Below are 15,451 nucleotides of genomic sequence, written 5' to 3' on the forward strand. Positions count from 1 at the left end.
CCGCCTGGTCCTGATCGGGGCAGGTGACCAGGCGACGGACCCTGGTGCCGCATCAACCAACGTCCGTCCTGTTGTAGTGCGCCGACCTCATGGAAACGGTCGGTCGCCGTCCGTGGAGCCGGCGGAGCTGGGTTCGAGGACTGTGGGACTGGCGGTGGTGTGCGTGGTGAGGTGTTCGCCGTCCTGGGTCGCTTAGCGGGTTCCCGCGGGGGCACGGAGCTGTCCGGCCAGCCGCTCGAGTTCGGCCGCCGTGGCGGGCGAGAGGTCGTTGAGTCCGCTGTGCACGGCCGTCGGGCTCTTCAGGAAGCGCCGGAGCACGGCCACAAGGAGCCCTTGCGGCAGAGCCCGCAACGCGGCGAACGCGCGAGGCACCGGCGGCGTCTCCAGCGCGGCGAGGTTCTGCCGCATGAGGTGGAGCATGCCGCGGACCGCGTCCGGGGCGTCGGCCAGCGCCACCGGGCCGCCCGCCGCGTGCACCGCCTGACCGAGCGGGACCTCGAACGCGGCGTGCGTCCTGAGCCAGGCATCCATCCGCGGCTCGGCCTTGGCGTTGAACCCGGCGGTACGGAACGTCTCCACGATCCGTGCCAGTCGCGGGGTGGTACGGCCGTCGGCCTCGCCGATCGGCATCGCGACCCGGCGGGTGATGAAATTGCTCTTGCGGTAGCGGACCACGTCGCCGTCCATCGTGCCGCCAGTCGTGGGGAAGCCGAGCAGCACCCGCTCGTGGCCGATCACCGCACCCAGCGTCTCCGGGCCGGCTGCCCAGTTGAGCAGGAACAGCACGTCACCTTGGACACCAGCGAGTGATGCCAGCACCGCATCCACCTGGTGGGCGCGGACGAAGACGGTGATCAGGTCGTACCCGCCGTCCGGGTGTTCTGTCACCGGTACCGGCACCCGCTTGGCAGGGCCGTCTTCCTCGGCGAGTCGCACTCCCTGTGAGCGCAGGGCGGTCAGGCGCTCGCCCCGGGCGAGGAGCGAGACGTCGTGGCCGGCCTCGTGCATGCGGGCGGCGAACAGGCTGCCGCAAACCCCGGCGCCGTACACGAGCAGCTTCATGACAGCCCTCTTTCATACGTTCGTTTCATTCATACGTTCGTTTTATTCAAGCATATGTAGAGTCCCTCGTGTGGCGACCCCAGACACCCGCACCCAGATCCTCGACGCGGCCGAGCACCTCTTCGCCGAGCACGGATACCGCGGCACCTCGGTCCGCGCGATAACCAAACTCGCCGGAGCGAACCTGGCCGCCGTCGGCTACCACTTCGGCTCGAAGGCGGAGCTGATGGCCGCAGTCGCCCACCGCGTGATCGAGCCCATCACCGCTGCCCAGTGCGCCGGGCTCGACAAATTGCTCGCCCGGACCCCCGACCCACCGGTCAGCGAACTGGTGGAGGCATTCGCGGGGCCGCTGTTCGACGAGATGCCGGCCGGCGACGAGGGCGGCGCCCGGACGTCCCGGCTGATCGTGACAATCCTCAGCGACCCGGCCGAGGAGGTGCGCAGTTGGACCGGCCCGGCCGAGGACTCGGTCCGCGAGCGCTACTTCGCAGCCTTCGCGCGCGTACTGCCCGGCCTTTCCCCGGAGGAGCTGTGGTTCCGGATGCGGGGGATCCTTGCCGTGACGGCCGTCGACCGCCTCCAGGTCCACCAGCAGCCCTCCCCTGGCTGCGTGTCCCCGGTAGCGGGCGAGGCGGCCCGGCGATGGGCGATCACGTTCCTGACGGCAGCGATGAGTGCGCCACCGCCCCGGACCTGACGACCCAAGACAGACCCCGACGGCGCGGCTCAGGCGGCGTTCGCCCCGTGGACGAGGGCAGTGAGGCGCTTGTCGGCGGCGTTCTTGTTCCGCCGGATGATGTATCGGCGGATCATGCTGCCCTGGGCCTTGTGGGGCGGCCCCGGAGTCCTGGCCCGGACACCAGGGAACAAGTAGCCCGCCGGTGGCTTTCAGGGCTTCGTGACTGCGGTCTTCTTCGGCTGGCGGGGCACGGTCCTGGTCTTGTCGAGGTGCCCGTACACCGTCGACCGGCGTCGAGGACGAGGACGACGAACTCGGGTGGGCGCCGCAGCGCGGGCCGGCCCCACCGGCAGACGTGCTGTGATGCGGTCGCCGCAGGCTTTGGTGGCGGGAACTGCCGGGGTGGTGGTCCAGGCACTCTTACGGCTTCGCCGCCTTCGATGTGGACCCGGGCGGTGGCGGGCCCACCACCGCGATGCATGTCACCTACTACGCGGTGTCCGGGCCCTGTGGCGACCTGTTGCCGGTGGACCGTTTCACCCTCACCTTCACCCTCACCCGCCCCCGCCGCGCCTGACACGCTGGCAGGGGCCGGCCCTCCGGCTTGACTTCGAGCGCGCTCCAAGTCCTAGCGTCGGAGGCGTTCGTCAGCCCTCGAGGTACCGCCCGGTCCGCCGGGCAGGAGGAGTATCCGCGCATGATCACCCGAACCACGCTCGGCTCGCCGGGTCTCACCGTCAGCGCGATGGGCCTGGGGTGTATGGGGATGAGCGAGAGCTACGGCGCCGCCGACTGGGACGGCGGCCTGGCCACCATCGACCGGGCCCTGGAGCTGGGCATCACGTTCCTGGACACCGCCGACGCCTACGGCACCGGGCACAACGAGGTGCTGGTGGGCCGGGCCATCCACGGCCGCCGGGACCAGGTGCAGCTGGCCACCAAGTTCGGCATCGACCGCAGCGCCGGCGACCGGGCACGCCGCATCCGCGGTGCCCGGGACTACGTGCTGCGCGCCTGCGACGCCTCGCTGCTGCGGCTGGGCGTCGAGGTGATCGACCTGTACTACGCCCACCGCCCGCCCCAGGACGTGGAGATCGAGGAGACCGTCGGGGCGATGGCCGAGCTGGTCGAGGCGGGCAAGGTCCGCCATCTGGGCCTGTCCGAGGTCGACGGCGAGCTGCTGCGCCGGGCGCACGCGGTGCACCCGATCACCGCGGTGCAGAGCGAGTACTCGCTGTGGACCCGCGACGTCGAGGCGGTCACCCCGGTGATGGCCGAGCTGGGGGTCGGGCTGGTGCCGTACTCGCCGCTGGGGCGGGGGTTCCTGACCGGCACCCTGGACCGCTCCACGCTGGGCGAGAAGGACTTCCGGCGCACCAACCCCCGCTTCGCCGGCGAGGCGGGTGAGGCCAACGAGAAGATCGCGCAGACCGTGCGCGAGGTGGCCGACCGGCTGGGTGCCACCCCGGCCCAGGTGGCGCTGGCCTGGGTGTACGCCCAGGCCGAGCGGCTCGGGGTGGCGGTGGCGACCATTCCGGGCACCCGCAGCCCGGCCCGGCTGGAGCAGAACGCGGCCGCGCTGGAACTCACCCTGGACGCCGAGGCGCTGGCCGCGCTGGCCCCGCTGAGCGACCAGGTGATGGGCGAGCGCTACACTCCCGCGCACACCGCTGAGGTCGCTCGGGGTTAGCCGGTGGGCTCGACGTGCACGACGTCCAGCTCGACGACGTCGTTGACGTCGCGCCCACCGGTGACCTCGCCGGTCACGACCAGCCGGGGTCGGGCCGGCGGTGCCCCGTCCTGCTCGACGGCCAGGATCGCGCCCCGGTTGCCGGAGCCCGGGGCGATCTCGCCGTAGGAGACCAGCGCCCGGTACCCGTCCGCGCCCACCGCGAGCACGCCGACGCTCAGCTATGTGTCGTCAACCGATCGTTTGCCGACGGGCACGGGCGTGGTTGTGAGCGGCTTCCGCGGCCTTGTCACGCTTGCCCGGTAGACCGAACGACGATCTCGACGCCGTCGACGCGGTCGGCACCGGGCGAGCAGCGCATGGCACCTGGACGACATGAGACGCGTCCTGCTCGCCCTGGCGCGCCACCAGGGCATCGACCCCGACACCCCTCCTGGCGTCCGCCCGGTCAGGCATGGTGCCGAGTTCAGGGGCGGCGAGGTTCGTCGCAGGCGGTCCGGATGAGGCGACGGGCGAGCTCGCCGGCGCGCTGGGCGGGGCCCTGGGGGCCGAGGACCGTGGCGGTGACGTAGACGCCATTGAGGACGAGAAGCAGATCGTCGGCGAGCTGCTCGGGGTCGGGAGCGCAGGCGTCGGCTGCCAAGTCACGCATCCAGTGGCGGACCCGCCGCTCATGGGCGACCGCCACACGGTTTGCGGGGTGCTGCGGGTCGGGGAACTCGGTATGGGTGTTGAGCATGGGGCAGCCGCGGAAGGTGGGCAGCCTGGTCTCCTCAATGACGGCTGTGAAGATCGCGAGGAGCTTCTCGCGCGGGTCGTCGACCTGGTCGGCGACGTGGCGCATACGCGCGAACCAGGCGTCGGCGCGGTCCTGTGTGTAGGCGCTGGCAAGAGCATCTTTGGTGGGGAACTGTCGATAGACGGTGGCGTTGCCGACCCCGCTCTCTTTGACCACCAGGTCCATACCGACAGCGCGGATGCCGCGCTGGTAATACAGGCGGCTCGCCACGGCCAGGACGTGGCGCCGGTTCTCCTCCGCTGTCTTGCGAGCCATGGCGCGCTCCCTCTGCTTGTCATGCGCCACATCGAGTCGACGCGGTGCGCGGTGGGCCCTTTTGGCCGCGCGCTGGGCACGGTCTCAGCTTGACAGACGGATCGTTCCGTCACAAACTCCGTGATGGAACGATCCGTCACAAGAGACGCCCGCAACCACAGTCAAGGATCAACCCAGATGGGCCATCCCAGCCTTCGCTCCGCGACGTCAGCCGGCCCGCCTTCCGCGCGCACCCTGGTCGTCGTTGCTCACCCCGACCTGGCCTCCTCCCGCATTACCGCCTGCCTGGCCGAGGCCGTGAGCGACCTCGCACACGTCACCGTCCATGAAATCGGCCCTGCCTGCCACGATGGCCACTTCGACATCGCCCGTGAGCAGCAACTGCTGCGCGACCACGACCGGATCGTGTGGCAGTTCCCCTGGTACTGGTACTCCGTTCCCGCAGTACTCAAGGCATGGATCGACCAGGTCCTCACCTACGGCTTCGCCTATGGCGGCAGTGGCTCCGTACTGCGCGGCAAGACCTTGCAGTTGGTCACCTCCACGGGCGGTCCGGAGGAGTCGTACGCTGCGGTCGATCCCGCTTCCCGTTTCACGATGACCCAGCTGCTGGCACCCCTTGACGCCACCGCCCGACTGATCGGCATGCGTCTCGCCGAGCCGCTGGTTCTGCACGGCGCCCGCACCGTCACCGACGAAGACCTTGCCGTGCACGCCAAGCGCTACCGCGAGCTTCTCAGCTCCCCCTCACGGGCCGACTGAGCCTCGCGCACAAGGCGGTCCGGGCCGGAGTCATAGGTGGTGACTCCGGCCCCGGACCGCTTTCGACTGGACGGGGGCGCGGCTACTCGTCGTCACCGTCGTCCGTCCCGCCGTCGCTGTTCGGGTCGCGTAGTTGCCGCAGGCCGGGCGCCGGCGGCCGGGTGAAGGCGTCAGCGGCCGGCCGCTTGACGGCGGCGTCGATGTATAGAGGCTGTTGAAGAGCACCACGGCGTTCAAGGCCAGGCCAAACGCGCCGACTGGGCGTCGTCGGGCGTGTCGCGGACTGTGACGCTCATCCGGTGCTCCTTCCAGCTCCCTGAGCCGCCCGGGGCCCTGCGACTCCTGCGGGACCCGGCCGCGGCGACGCCGACGACGAGGCATGCCGGGGTCCAGCCGAGGGCCCCGGCTGGCGACTTCGTCTCGCCGGTCGGGATGGAAGGCCACAGGTATCCCGCCAGGACATGGGCCATATTTGGTCAATAATTGGCCATTTATTTACATCACGCGAGTGTGTATCGCAGAGTTGGGGGTTCTACGGGTGCTCCCTCTCGGATTGGGGGGGCTTGTGTCATTTGGGGGATATCGTTGAAGAAGCGCACCTACGCAAGTCTTGGCTCCGCCGGCGCCGCAGCCGTACTGTTCGTCACCGCCTCTTCGGCCTCGGCCAACTGGAGCAGCCACATCGGCAGCACGGAAGTCGGGGTCGCAGCGGCCTGGGACTGTCCCTCAGCGTCGATCTGCTTCTATACGAGCAAGTTCGGTAACGGGAAACGCTGTGTCTGGCCAAGGGGGCAGAACGACCCCGACTGGACGAGCGGCACCCTGAAGTGCTCCTGGGCTTCTTCGGAACCGACAGTCAGGTCCATTCGTGTCATGCCCGCCTCTGGATCTGTCTCTTACTACCCTCGCAAGAACTACGGCGGCTCTCGCGGTTGTGTGAATGGAGGCACCCCGGGCGCCAAGAAGTCATTCGCCTCCGCGCAACGGATTCTGTCGCACGCCTCCAGCGGTTCCGGCTGCGGAATCTGAGTCCGGGCTCGCTCCAGTAGAAGACGGGGTGGTGAGCGTCACCACGGCCGCCCACTCCAGCTCATCGCGAGCCGGCGAGAAGGACGAATGCGGTTCATGCGCGGTGAGCAGCCGCGAAATGGCTTTGGGCCACCAGCCAACCGCCGAACTTGCCGCCGACGTGCGGCATGGTGGTGTCGCTGCCGTCACCGCTCGTGCTGCTCATGCTCCACAACTAGCCCGTCCCAGCGGTGTTGACTCAGCGCCCGCTGTCGCCGGGCGCGGGTAGGCCGGCGACCTCCGCGATCGCCGCCGCCGAGGTGTCACTCTCGGCTGAGTCGGCAGCGAGCCTGCCGGCGGTGGTGCGGAAGTCGGGCATGCCGAGGTGGACGGTGGTGTGCCGGGTGGCGAGGGCGCGCATGGCGGCGAGTTTCTGCTCGGCGGCAGCGAGATGCAGAGCCGCCGCTAGTCGACGCACCCTCTCCATCCCCGCGATGAAAGACTCCCGGTGGGCCGCGCTGAGCGAGGACGAGCGCCTCGATGCCCTTGGTCGGCTGCTGACCGACGCGGAGATACCCATGCGTCTCCGAGCCGCCGGAGTCATCGTCCTCCTTTACGCACAGCCCGTGAGCCGTATCGTCCGGCTCAGCGTCGACGACGTGATCCGCGACGACGACGCCGTGCTTCTACGGCTCGGCGAGCCGGCCTCGCCCGTTCCTGCACCGGTCACCCCGGCTGCGAGCAGCGGCGTCCGGTGCGCCCGCCCTTGGGGCGGACGGCCGTTTGTTCACAGGCTCTGAGCTGAATCGCTGACGGGGTGGTTCCGGAATACGCCAGAGACCTGCCTTCTGCCAGCGGCAGAACACCGGCCCGACCGGGCTCGACGATCACTACAGTCCAGGCTCATGACGACGGTTACAACGCGCACGATCGAATACGTGGCCGACGGCCTGGCGATGATCGGGCATCTCGCGCTCCCGGCCGGTGTCGATCGCCGGCCCGTGGTCTTGGTCGGGCCCGAGGGGATGGGGCTCAGCGACGTCGAGCGCCGCCGGGCCGATGTGCTCGCCGAGCTGGGATACGTGGCCCTGGCCTTCGACCTCCACGGCGGGCGCTATTTGGGCGCCCCCGAGGAGATGCTGGCCCGTTGCATGCCGCTGCTCGCCGACCCCGACCGGATGCGAGGCATCGGCCACGCGGCGCTCGACGTGCTCCGCGCCGAGCCGCGGACCGACCCGGACCGGATCGCCGCCGTCGGCTACGGCACCGGGGGCGCAATCGCGCTGGAACTCGGGCGCGACGGCGTCGACCTGCGCGCGATCGCGACAGTCAACGGACTGACCACGGGCCGACCAGGCGAGACGGCGCGCATTCACTGCCCGGTGTGGGCCGGGGTCGGGTCGGAAGACCCGATCATGCCGCCCGCGCAACGGGACGCATTCACTGCCGAGATGCAGGCTGCGGGCGTTGACTGGCGCCTCGTGGTCTACGGCGGCGCCTTGCACGCCTTCCATCACCCACCGGTCGACCACATCGTGCTTCCTGGGGTCGGTTTTCACCCTCAGCACGCGCAGCGAGCCTGGCGGGACGTCGTCGACCTGCTCGCCGAGTGCCTGCCCATAACGGAGTGATCTGGTCGGCAACCACGATCCCGGACCGCAAACCAAGCCGGTCGACCGAGGCTTTTCGGCAACCCGCGAGCGTGCGTGCCGGACGCCGTTGCGCAGATGGGGGTTTGTTCACTGGCTTTTAGGCGGTCACACCAGTAAACCGCTGGCTACAGGCCCGCGATCCAGGGGTGTCCCGGGTGTACGCGGGCGAGTAGCTCGGCCAGGGTCTCGCGCTGAGCCGAGGTCATGCGCGGGAAGGTCGCCTCGAAGTCTGTTCGACGGTCATGGACTGCCGGCGCACGTGCCGCAGCGCCGCCTCACTCTCGCCGTGCTCGCCGGTCGCCACGATCGCCCGGATGCCCATGTTCGTGCACAGGGCCAACAGGGCCAACAGGGCCAAGAGGAGGCGTCGTTGGAGGACGGCACGGTCGATGCGCTCGTACGCGGCGACCGAGGCGAACTCGTCGGTGAAGCCGGTGTCGAAGTCGGCGTTCTTGAGCACGTCCAGGAGGTCGAGGACACCCCAGCGACGTACCACCTCGTCCTTGAGCGCCTGGAGGCCGGTGGGCTCGTCCAGCTTCTCCAGCTTCGGCACACTGATCCACGGCTCACCGTGCCGGGTGGTGGTCACCTTCACCCCGCCCGGCGAGCCGTCCGCCAGCGCGGCCGTGAGCCTGTCCAGGCCGTTCGTCGCCTCCGGCCGGGTGCGTCGGCGCCGACAGGGCCGCGGCGCCATACCCTGCCCAGCAGGGCCTCGAAGACGCCGACGTCACGCCACCGCCGGAAGCGGTTGCGGACGGTCGACCAGGAACCGGACTTCGGCCTCGCCGTCCACGAGGAGCAGACCTGCTGTGGCGCCGGGCGGATGCCCTCCGGGGTCGGCCGGGCGTCTCAGAGGACCTTGAGCAGGCGTTCCGCCAGGGGGGCTGCCGACGCGGGGTTCTGGCCGGTGTACAGGTTGCGGTCGACCACCGTGTAGGGCTTCCACTTCTCGCCCTTGGTGAAGTCGACGCCGAGTGCGATGAGCTCGGTCTCCAGTGTCCAGCGGGCCCTCTTGGCGAGGCCGACCTCCTCCTCTTCCTCGTTGGTGAAGCCGGTGACCCGGTAGCCGACGAAGGGCGATTTCCCGTGGATCCTGGTCGCCAGCATCGCCGCCGGGGCGTGGCAGACGATGGCGAGGGGTTTGCCGGAGGGCAGGGCCGCCGTCAGCAGGCGGCCGGCGTCGGCGTCGACGCTCAGGTCTTCCATGGGGCCGTGGCCGCCGGGGAAGTAGACGGCGTCGTAGTCGTCCAGCCGGGCATCCGCGAGGTGGATCGGGCGCCGCATCACCTCCGCGGAGCGGATGATCGCCTCCAGATCGAGCGCGATCTGCGCGCTGCCCGCCATATCGGGTCGCAGGCTCATCATGTCCACCGTCGGAACGGCCCCGCCGGGGGTGGCGACGGTGATCTCATGGCCCGCCTCGGTGAGGGCCTTGTAGGGGGCGGCGAACTCTTCGGCCCAGTAGCCGGTCGCGTACCTGGTGCCGTCCTTGAGCGTCCAGTACGGCGTACCGGTCATCACGAAAAGTACCTTGGCCATCCCGCGACCGCCTTCCTGTCCGTATTCGCTACCGTTAGCAGATATATCTCCTTTAAAGCATGGTATGAGCAGGCGGCGGTCCGCCACACCTGCGGTGGCCATGGGCATGTAAGGCCAGGCTGACCTGCGTCTACCACGACAATCCGCCGCTCCGCATCGCTTCCGCGCCGCACGATCACCCAGGTGTCCACGAGCCCGAAGGATCGGACATGACCGAGCGCTACGACCCCTACAGCGCGCTTCCCGCAGTACCGGAGTTCGCACTGCGCAGCACCGACATCGCCGACGGTGTGACCCTGGCCGTCGCCCAGCGCAGCAGCCTGTTCGGCAGGCCGGGTCAGGACCGCTCCCCGCACCTGGCCTGGGACGGCCATCCAGCCGGAACGCGGAGCTTCGCGGTCACCTGCTACGACCCGGACGCACTGACGGTCAGCGGCTTCTGGCACTGGGTGGTCTTCGACATCCCCGGCTCGGTGACCGAGTTGCCCGCCGGGGCGGGCGATGCCGGAGGGCGATACCTGCCCACTGGCGCGAAAACGCTGGCCAACGACGCAGGCCGACACGGCTACCTCGGCGCCGCACCCGGGCCGGGGGAAGCCCCACACCGCTACGTCTTCGTCGTGCACGCGCTGGACGTCCCCACGCTCGACGTCGCCACCGACGCGACCCCCGCCTGGCTCGGCTTCCGGCTCGTGGTCCACGCCCTGGCGCGAGCCACGCTCACACCGGTCTTCGGCATTCCGGCGTGACAGACGGGACGGCGAGGGGCGCGGGCGTCCTCGCACGGGGAGGAGGGGCCGACGGACGCGACGGAGTATGAGGTGGGGTCCGCAGGCACGGCGGTCTGCGTGGTCTGGGGCGCTTGCCTACCGCTAGGGCGGCCGTTGCTTCATGTGTGAGGATGTGGCGATGGCGTGGTGGGGGAAACGCGGGGTGCGGACGGTCGGGCTCACGGCTGCGGCGGGTGCGGCGCTGGCGCTGGCCGCTTGTGGCCCGGGTGGTTCCGGCGACGGGGACTCCGGGGACCGCGAGGCGAGGTACAGGCGCGTCATCGAAGACCCTCACCCGCGCCCCGCCGATGTCATCGAGGCGGCCGGGGCACCCACCGACGTGGTCCGCGCGGACGACGGCTCGCTGCTCCTGACGTACAAGGCCGGCAATGTCGAGGACGACGAGGGGCCGGCCGCCACCGCCTGGCGCATCGTCGGCCCCGACGGTCATACGGTCGCCGAGCACGCGGAACACGCGGACACGGAGGCGGCGCCGCCCGCGTTCAAGGGGGTGCGCGGGGGCTTCGTGCGGGTGCCGCCGGGAGAGGGGGCGGAGGGAGCGTACGCCCTCGACGTACGCGGCAAGCCGCACAAGACCGTCACCACCGGGACCCCGTCGCGCACCCGCCCCGGCGATGTCCTGCTCGCCGAACTGGAGCCGACCCTCGTCTACCGCCCCGCCACCCGCACCGTGGCGCCCCCGGCCGGAGTGCCGGACTACGCCATCCACCTCGCCGTCGACGAACGGGGCACGGTCTGGAGCCTGGACCAGCCCCTGACCGATGACCCCAACCGCGTCGTATGGCAGCGCGACGGTCGCACTCTTTGCTCCAGAGCCGTCCCCAAGCCGTACACGGGGGGCGTCCTCGCCGCGCGGGGTGGCACCGCGGCGCTGTCCCTCATCCGGGGCGGCGGCGTGCGCGGCCTGTTGCTGACGACGGACGGCGGCGGACACTGGCGGACGGTCCTCGCCGGTGGCATTCCCTGGAGGGACCTGAAGCGCGGGCCGGAGTCGCTGGTCCTGGAGCCGCTCGCGGACGGGCGGCTGCTGATCGGCGAGGAAGGCGGCCGCTACTGGCTCGCCGACGACCGCGCCAACGCCGCCTTCCACGAATTGCGGACGCCGGCGGGATTCACGTCGTTGACCGTCGACGGCACGACGCTCTACGGCATCGCGGACGCGACGACGGCGACGTACGACCTGGTGAAGGGCGAAGGGCTGTGGATCTCTCGCGACGGTGGACGCGAGTGGCACCGCCACGAGCGGCGCGGTTAGCGGCGGAGACGGGTGGCGTGTGCGCATCCGGCGGCTGTCCGGTCGCCAGCCCCGCGTACCAGCCCTTTGCGCCGCTCCATATTCGGGGCACCAACCTGCCTGCTCGTCACTGGAGTGGTGCGAGCGTCGTGGTGAGGCGTCGCAGCGCGGCGTGGGCGGGTGGGCCCCAGGTGCGCTTGCCGCCCGGACGTCCGTGGACGCCCGCCTCTCCGATGAGGACGCAGACGAGGGCTTTGAGCACCGCCCAGCCGCGGGCGCGGCGCCGGGTCGCGGTGTCCGGGGTCGGCTGGTAGGCGTCGTAGAAGCGGTCGACGGCGCCGTCCGGCAGCAGCATCCACGCGGCGGCGAGATCGCAGGCCGGATCGCCCGCGCAGAGGTCGCCGAAGTCGATCACGCCGCAGAAGGTGCCGCCCTCGGTGAGGACGTTGGCCGGATGCAGATCGGCGTGCAGCCACAGCGCCGGCCCCGTCCAGCCGGGCGCGGCGACGGCGTCCTCCCAGACGGCGCGGACGGCGTCCGGGTCGGGGATCAGCCCCGACTCGATGGCCGAGGCCAGAGTCCGGGCGAACCCCTCGGCATGGTCGGTCAGCGGCCCGCCGCGGTCGCGGCCGGTCGGCGCCCCGTCGGGGGCGGGGCGGTGAAGGGCGGTCAGGAACGTGGCCAGGGTGTCGGCGGCCGCCGGGGCGCGAGTGGCGGGGGCGCGGTCGGCGGGCGTTCCCGGCACCCAGGTGGTGACGATCCAGGGCCGCGGAAACCGCTCGGAGGGCTCGCCGAGACGTTGCGGGACGGGGACCGGCAGGGGAAGACGCGGGGCGAGAGCGGGAAGCCAGGCGTGCTCCTTGCGCAGCAGCGCTTCCGCGGCCAGCGTCGCCCAGGGCAGCCGGACGGCGAGGTCGTCGCCGAGCCGCCACAGCTGGTTGTCCCAGCCACGCGCACCGAGCCGCACGGGGTGATCGACCAGGTCGGGGTGCTGGTCGCGCAGCAGATCCCGGACCAGTTCCGCGGTGATCTCGATCTCGGTGTGGGTCATGAGGCGCCACGATAGCGCTCCGGCTCGCTTCGGCCGTGGTCCCGGACCTCCGTCGTCCCAGCCGGGCAGGAGCCGACGGCCGCGGGCCTCTACGGGCAGGCCACCGGGATTCACTGGGCGCTGCCGGACGCGGGGCGATCGAAAAGGGCTTGCGGACGGGGCGGCGCTTGGCTAGACGTTACGGCGGAACCCCCACCACGAGAGTGAGGGGCCACGACAGCGAGAGGAGGGGTAAGCCCATGATCCCCATGACCACCGCCCTTGTGCACTCCCGGGGTGCGGACCACATCTGACCCCGGAGCGGACGGGCGCCTTCACCGGAGCGTGCCGTGACCGTGAAACAAAACGACTTGACCATGCGTCCGATCACCGGACGCGAAGAACTCGTCCTCTTCTCCCAGCTGCCGTACACCCTCAACGAGGAACTGGCGGACGACCTTGCCGCCGGCCGCCGACGTCCGGAATGGATGTGGGTCGCCCTTCGCGGCGAGCGCGTACTGGCCAGGCTCGCATGGTGGGGTCGGACCGGAGACGACACACCATTCCTTCTGGACATCTTCGACCTCGACGACATCTTCGACCTCGACGACAGTGGCGCGGATCTCGATCGCGTGGACATCGGCGTGCGGCTGCTGCGGGCTGCCACGGCCGCAGTGGTCCCAGCCGACGCCCGTCCGCCCGAGTACAACCGAGCCGTCCCACCCGATTGGCGCGAGGGCGGAGTGACCGGGCGCATCGTCGAGGACCGCATGCTCGCCCTGGAACGCACCGGCGCCCGCCAGTTCGTCGAACGGCTGCTTCTGGAGTGGCGTCCCGGAACGCCACTCCCCGAGCCGAAGGGACGCCTGGCGTTCCGGCCGGTCCGCGACACCGAGGAAATCCTCACCCTGATGACTCGGGTCCTGGACGGAACGCTGGACGCGCACAGTAGGGACGGCCTGACCCGGATGTCCCCCCGCCAAGCGGCGGCCAGACACTATGAGGAGGAGCTCGCGCACTACCGGAGTCCACAGGAGTGGTGGCGGATCGCGACACTGCCGGACGGCGAGCCGGTGGGGTTCGTCACCCCGGGCCGCAACGACTACAACCCCGTCATCGGCTACCTCGCCGTACTCCCCGAACATCGGGGCAACGGCTACATCGACGACATCCTTGCCGAAGGCACCCGGATCCTCAGCGCACAGAATGTCCCCCGCATCCGAGCGGCCACGGATCTCGGCAACACCCCTATGGCGAACGCTTTCCAGCGCATCGGATACGTCAACTTCGCACGCCGGATCTGCATGATCTGGAGCTGACCGAGGGCGTGGGGTTCCCGCAACGGCGTCCCGCCCACTCGCTCGCGATCAACAGAGCGAACCGCATCACACCGGCGAGACCGGAATGGGACACGCCCTGCCCCATGACGCTGCCGAAGACGCCGAGGGCGAGGGCGACTGAGGGCCCCTGCGTCACGCGACGCAGGGGCCCTCAGCCGCGCGTGGGCGGTCAGTTGCAGCAGTCGCACCCCGGACGGCAGCCGCACGCGTCCGCCTCGGCACCGGTGGCCGGCACCGCACCGGTGGCCGGCACCGCGGCGGTGGGTGCGCAGCAGCCCTTGCCGTGCCAGGCGTCACGGCCTTCCTTGACGGCGATGGCGGCGATGACCAGGGCGGCGATGGGGTCCGCCCAGGACCAGCCGAGGGTCGCGTTGAGGACCAGCCCGAGCAGGAGCACGGCGGACAGGTACGTGCACAGCAGCGTCTGCTTGGAGTCGGCGACCGCGGAGGCGGAGCCGAGTTCGCGGCCGTCGCGGCGCTGGGCGGCGGAGAGGAACGGCATGACCGCGAGCGACAGGGCGGCGATGACGATGCCGGGGATCGACCGCTCGGCCTCCCCGGTGCCGGTGAGCGCCCGGACGGCATCGACGGTGACGTACGCGGCCAGCGCGTAGAACGACATCGCGATGATCCGCAGGGTGCGCTGCTCGCGCGCCTCGCGGACGGCGTGGTCCCGGGCGGAGAACTGCCAGGCGACCGCGGTGGCGGAGGACACCTCGATGACGGAGTCGAGGCCGAAGCCGATCAGGGCGGTGGAGGAGGCGAGGGCCCCGGCGGTGATGGCGACGACCGCCTCGATGACGTTGTACGCGATCGTCGCCGCGACCAGCAGCCGTATCCGGCGGGTGAGCACGTCGCGGCGGGCCGGGGAGGGACCGAGGGATATCGATATCTCGGCGGCCATGGTCAGCAGCAGCCCCTCGCGTCGGCGTCGGCACAGGTGCGGTCGGTCTCGACGGCCACCACGGCGGTGCGCAGGTCGTCCAGGGCATGGCCGAGGCGTTCGTCGGCGAGCTCGTAGCGGGTGCGGCGGCCGTTGGGGACGGTGACGACCAGACCGCAGTCGCGCAGGCACGTCAGATGGTTCGACAGACGGGTCCGCGAGATGCCGAGCGCGTCGGCGAGGTCGGCCGGGTAGGCGGGGGCGTCGCGCAGGGCGAGCAGGATGCGGCAGCGGATCGGGTCTGCGAGCGCGCGGCCGAACCGGGCCAGCACCTCGATGTCGGAGGCAACAGTCAGCACACGACGACAGTACACGCGATCCTGAATTCACGAAACCGTGGATCATTTCGGCTGCCGCGGGCAGCCGGGCGCCGGGCAGGCCGGCGCCGTACCCGCCCCGTCGGCTGCCCGCGCACCGGCCACGGCGCCGCATCGTCCCAGCGGTCGCGCCGGCACCCGGATGACGTCTCCCTCGTCCGTCACGCACTCGGCGACGAGGGCCGGGAATCCCGAAAACACCACACCCACAAGCTCATTGACCTCGACCACACCATGCCGCCGGCCGCCGTCACCCTTCGCTGCCACCGATTACGGGACAGAACGGTTCGTTTGCCGGACCCGTTCGAACCGAGGCCGGAAAGGCTTCCTTTTCGGCAAGAGAGATC

Annotated in this window: 19 protein-coding genes and 1 pseudogene; 10 read left to right on the forward strand and 10 right to left on the reverse strand. The window is 70.6% G+C overall.

Annotated elements, in window-relative coordinates; genetic code table 11:
• Window positions 1–192: 192 nt before the first annotated feature.
• On the reverse strand, window positions 193–1,062 hold the full coding sequence (locus NP777_RS40015) for a ketopantoate reductase family protein (RefSeq protein WP_256655087.1): 870 nt from the start codon (window positions 1,060–1,062) through the stop codon (window positions 193–195).
• Window positions 1,063–1,132: 70 nt separating this feature from the next.
• On the opposite strand from NP777_RS40015, the gene NP777_RS40020 reads away from it, so the two are divergent.
• Window positions 1,133–1,762 carry a TetR/AcrR family transcriptional regulator gene (locus tag NP777_RS40020; RefSeq protein WP_256655088.1) on the forward strand — a complete coding sequence of 210 codons (630 nt, stop codon included), beginning with the start codon at window positions 1,133–1,135 and terminating at the stop codon, window positions 1,760–1,762.
• Between the two features lie 29 nt (window positions 1,763–1,791).
• Here NP777_RS40020 and NP777_RS48315 read toward each other — a convergent pair.
• Window positions 1,792–1,896 (reverse strand): annotated as a pseudogene (locus NP777_RS48315) (transposase); the annotation flags it as partial.
• Between the two features lie 290 nt (window positions 1,897–2,186).
• Between NP777_RS48315 and NP777_RS40025 the strand changes: the two are divergent.
• Window positions 2,187–2,321: a hypothetical protein gene (locus tag NP777_RS40025; protein ID WP_256655089.1), complete on the forward strand. Its 135-nt coding sequence runs from the start codon at window positions 2,187–2,189 to the stop codon at window positions 2,319–2,321.
• 120 nt (window positions 2,322–2,441) lie between these two features.
• Window positions 2,442–3,434 carry an aldo/keto reductase gene (locus NP777_RS40030; RefSeq protein ID WP_256655090.1) on the forward strand — a complete coding sequence of 331 codons (993 nt, stop codon included), beginning with the start codon at window positions 2,442–2,444 and terminating at the stop codon, window positions 3,432–3,434.
• Here the strand turns inward: NP777_RS40030 and NP777_RS40035 are convergent.
• Both NP777_RS40035 and NP777_RS40040 read right to left on the reverse strand, forming a co-directional pair.
• Window positions 3,431–3,643, reverse strand: coding sequence for a hypothetical protein (locus NP777_RS40035; RefSeq protein ID WP_256655091.1), 213 nt, complete (start codon window positions 3,641–3,643; stop codon window positions 3,431–3,433). The two genes, NP777_RS40030 and NP777_RS40035, sit on opposite strands and share 4 nt — an antisense overlap.
• Window positions 3,644–3,900: 257 nt before the next feature.
• On the reverse strand, window positions 3,901–4,488 hold the full coding sequence (locus NP777_RS40040) for a TetR/AcrR family transcriptional regulator (protein ID WP_256655092.1): 588 nt from the start codon (window positions 4,486–4,488) through the stop codon (window positions 3,901–3,903).
• 177 nt (window positions 4,489–4,665) lie between these two features.
• Here NP777_RS40040 and NP777_RS40045 point away from each other — a divergent pair, with 177 nt between their 5' ends.
• Both NP777_RS40045 and NP777_RS48720 read left to right on the forward strand, forming a co-directional pair.
• Window positions 4,666–5,250, forward strand: coding sequence for an NAD(P)H-dependent oxidoreductase (locus tag NP777_RS40045; RefSeq protein WP_256655093.1), 585 nt, complete (start codon window positions 4,666–4,668; stop codon window positions 5,248–5,250).
• A 510-nt stretch (window positions 5,251–5,760) separates the two neighbouring features.
• On the forward strand, window positions 5,761–6,279 hold the full coding sequence (locus NP777_RS48720) for a peptidase inhibitor family I36 protein (protein ID WP_391858670.1): 519 nt from the start codon (window positions 5,761–5,763) through the stop codon (window positions 6,277–6,279).
• Window positions 6,280–6,517: 238 nt separating this feature from the next.
• On the opposite strand, the gene NP777_RS40050 is transcribed toward NP777_RS48720, so the two are convergent.
• Window positions 6,518–6,745: a hypothetical protein gene (locus NP777_RS40050; RefSeq protein ID WP_256655094.1), complete on the reverse strand. Its 228-nt coding sequence runs from the start codon at window positions 6,743–6,745 to the stop codon at window positions 6,518–6,520.
• 7 nt (window positions 6,746–6,752) lie between these two features.
• On the opposite strand from NP777_RS40050, the gene NP777_RS40055 reads away from it, so the two are divergent.
• Both NP777_RS40055 and NP777_RS40060 read left to right on the forward strand, forming a co-directional pair.
• A complete protein-coding gene (locus NP777_RS40055; RefSeq protein WP_256655095.1) occupies window positions 6,753–7,058 on the forward strand; it encodes a hypothetical protein in 306 nt (101 codons plus the stop codon).
• A gap of 105 nt (window positions 7,059–7,163) precedes the next feature.
• Window positions 7,164–7,889, forward strand: coding sequence for a dienelactone hydrolase family protein (locus NP777_RS40060; protein ID WP_256655096.1), 726 nt, complete (start codon window positions 7,164–7,166; stop codon window positions 7,887–7,889).
• A 223-nt stretch (window positions 7,890–8,112) separates the two neighbouring features.
• Here the strand turns inward: NP777_RS40060 and NP777_RS40065 are convergent, their stop codons facing one another.
• The gene (locus NP777_RS40065) at window positions 8,113–8,604 is read right to left on the reverse strand and encodes a Tn3 family transposase (RefSeq protein ID WP_256655097.1); all 492 of its coding nucleotides are present in this window, start codon (window positions 8,602–8,604) and stop codon (window positions 8,113–8,115) included.
• Window positions 8,605–8,759: 155 nt separating this feature from the next.
• Window positions 8,760–9,449: a type 1 glutamine amidotransferase domain-containing protein gene (locus NP777_RS40070; RefSeq protein WP_256655098.1), complete on the reverse strand. Its 690-nt coding sequence runs from the start codon at window positions 9,447–9,449 to the stop codon at window positions 8,760–8,762.
• A gap of 209 nt (window positions 9,450–9,658) precedes the next feature.
• Between NP777_RS40070 and NP777_RS40075 the strand changes: the two genes are divergently transcribed.
• Together NP777_RS40075 and NP777_RS40080 are read left to right on the forward strand one after the other, a co-directional pair.
• Window positions 9,659–10,198, forward strand: coding sequence for a YbhB/YbcL family Raf kinase inhibitor-like protein (locus tag NP777_RS40075; protein WP_256655099.1), 540 nt, complete (start codon window positions 9,659–9,661; stop codon window positions 10,196–10,198).
• A gap of 160 nt (window positions 10,199–10,358) precedes the next feature.
• Entirely contained in the window at window positions 10,359–11,495 is a 1,137-nt protein-coding gene (locus NP777_RS40080) for a hypothetical protein (RefSeq protein ID WP_256655100.1), read from the forward strand.
• Between the two features lie 106 nt (window positions 11,496–11,601).
• Here the strand turns inward: NP777_RS40080 and NP777_RS40085 are convergent, their stop codons facing one another.
• On the reverse strand, window positions 11,602–12,525 hold the full coding sequence (locus tag NP777_RS40085) for an aminoglycoside phosphotransferase family protein (protein ID WP_256655101.1): 924 nt from the start codon (window positions 12,523–12,525) through the stop codon (window positions 11,602–11,604).
• Between the two features lie 356 nt (window positions 12,526–12,881).
• Here NP777_RS40085 and NP777_RS40090 point away from each other — a divergent pair, with 356 nt between their 5' ends.
• On the forward strand, window positions 12,882–13,823 hold the full coding sequence (locus tag NP777_RS40090) for a GNAT family N-acetyltransferase (RefSeq protein ID WP_256655102.1): 942 nt from the start codon (window positions 12,882–12,884) through the stop codon (window positions 13,821–13,823).
• A gap of 190 nt (window positions 13,824–14,013) precedes the next feature.
• Here NP777_RS40090 and NP777_RS40095 read toward each other — a convergent pair whose 3' ends face one another.
• Both NP777_RS40095 and NP777_RS40100 read right to left on the reverse strand, forming a co-directional pair.
• Window positions 14,014–14,748, reverse strand: a complete 735-nt coding sequence (locus NP777_RS40095; RefSeq protein WP_256655103.1) for a cation transporter — start codon at window positions 14,746–14,748, stop codon at window positions 14,014–14,016.
• 2 nt (window positions 14,749–14,750) lie between these two features.
• Window positions 14,751–15,086, reverse strand: a complete 336-nt coding sequence (locus NP777_RS40100; protein WP_256655104.1) for an ArsR/SmtB family transcription factor — start codon at window positions 15,084–15,086, stop codon at window positions 14,751–14,753.
• Window positions 15,087–15,451 lie beyond the last annotated feature (365 nt).

Source organism: Streptomyces rugosispiralis (assembly GCF_024505145.1).
GTDB classification, from domain to species: domain Bacteria; phylum Actinomycetota; class Actinomycetes; order Streptomycetales; family Streptomycetaceae; genus Streptomyces; species Streptomyces rugosispiralis.

Excerpts from the sequence above, each read along its gene's own strand:
- NP777_RS40045 (WP_256655093.1), top strand. The coding sequence starts at position 4,666 with ATGGGCCATCCCAGCCTTCGCTCCGCGACGTCAGCCGGCCCGCCTTCC.
- NP777_RS40055 (WP_256655095.1), top strand. The coding sequence starts at position 6,753 with ATGAAAGACTCCCGGTGGGCCGCGCTGAGCGAGGACGAGCGCCTCGAT.
- NP777_RS40030 (WP_256655090.1), top strand. The coding sequence starts at position 2,442 with ATGATCACCCGAACCACGCTCGGCTCGCCGGGTCTCACCGTCAGCGCG.
- NP777_RS40080 (WP_256655100.1), top strand. The coding sequence starts at position 10,359 with ATGGCGTGGTGGGGGAAACGCGGGGTGCGGACGGTCGGGCTCACGGCT.
- NP777_RS40070 (WP_256655098.1), bottom strand. The coding sequence starts at position 9,449 with ATGGCCAAGGTACTTTTCGTGATGACCGGTACGCCGTACTGGACGCTC.
- NP777_RS40095 (WP_256655103.1), bottom strand. The coding sequence starts at position 14,748 with ATGGCCGCCGAGATATCGATATCCCTCGGTCCCTCCCCGGCCCGCCGC.
- NP777_RS40015 (WP_256655087.1), bottom strand. The coding sequence starts at position 1,062 with ATGAAGCTGCTCGTGTACGGCGCCGGGGTTTGCGGCAGCCTGTTCGCC.
- NP777_RS40085 (WP_256655101.1), bottom strand. The coding sequence starts at position 12,525 with ATGACCCACACCGAGATCGAGATCACCGCGGAACTGGTCCGGGATCTG.
- NP777_RS40075 (WP_256655099.1), top strand. The coding sequence starts at position 9,659 with ATGACCGAGCGCTACGACCCCTACAGCGCGCTTCCCGCAGTACCGGAG.
- NP777_RS40060 (WP_256655096.1), top strand. The coding sequence starts at position 7,164 with ATGACGACGGTTACAACGCGCACGATCGAATACGTGGCCGACGGCCTG.
- NP777_RS40040 (WP_256655092.1), bottom strand. The coding sequence starts at position 4,488 with ATGGCTCGCAAGACAGCGGAGGAGAACCGGCGCCACGTCCTGGCCGTG.
- NP777_RS40090 (WP_256655102.1), top strand. The coding sequence starts at position 12,882 with ATGCGTCCGATCACCGGACGCGAAGAACTCGTCCTCTTCTCCCAGCTG.
- NP777_RS40050 (WP_256655094.1), bottom strand. The coding sequence starts at position 6,745 with ATGGAGAGGGTGCGTCGACTAGCGGCGGCTCTGCATCTCGCTGCCGCC.
- NP777_RS40065 (WP_256655097.1), bottom strand. The coding sequence starts at position 8,604 with ATGGCGCCGCGGCCCTGTCGGCGCCGACGCACCCGGCCGGAGGCGACG.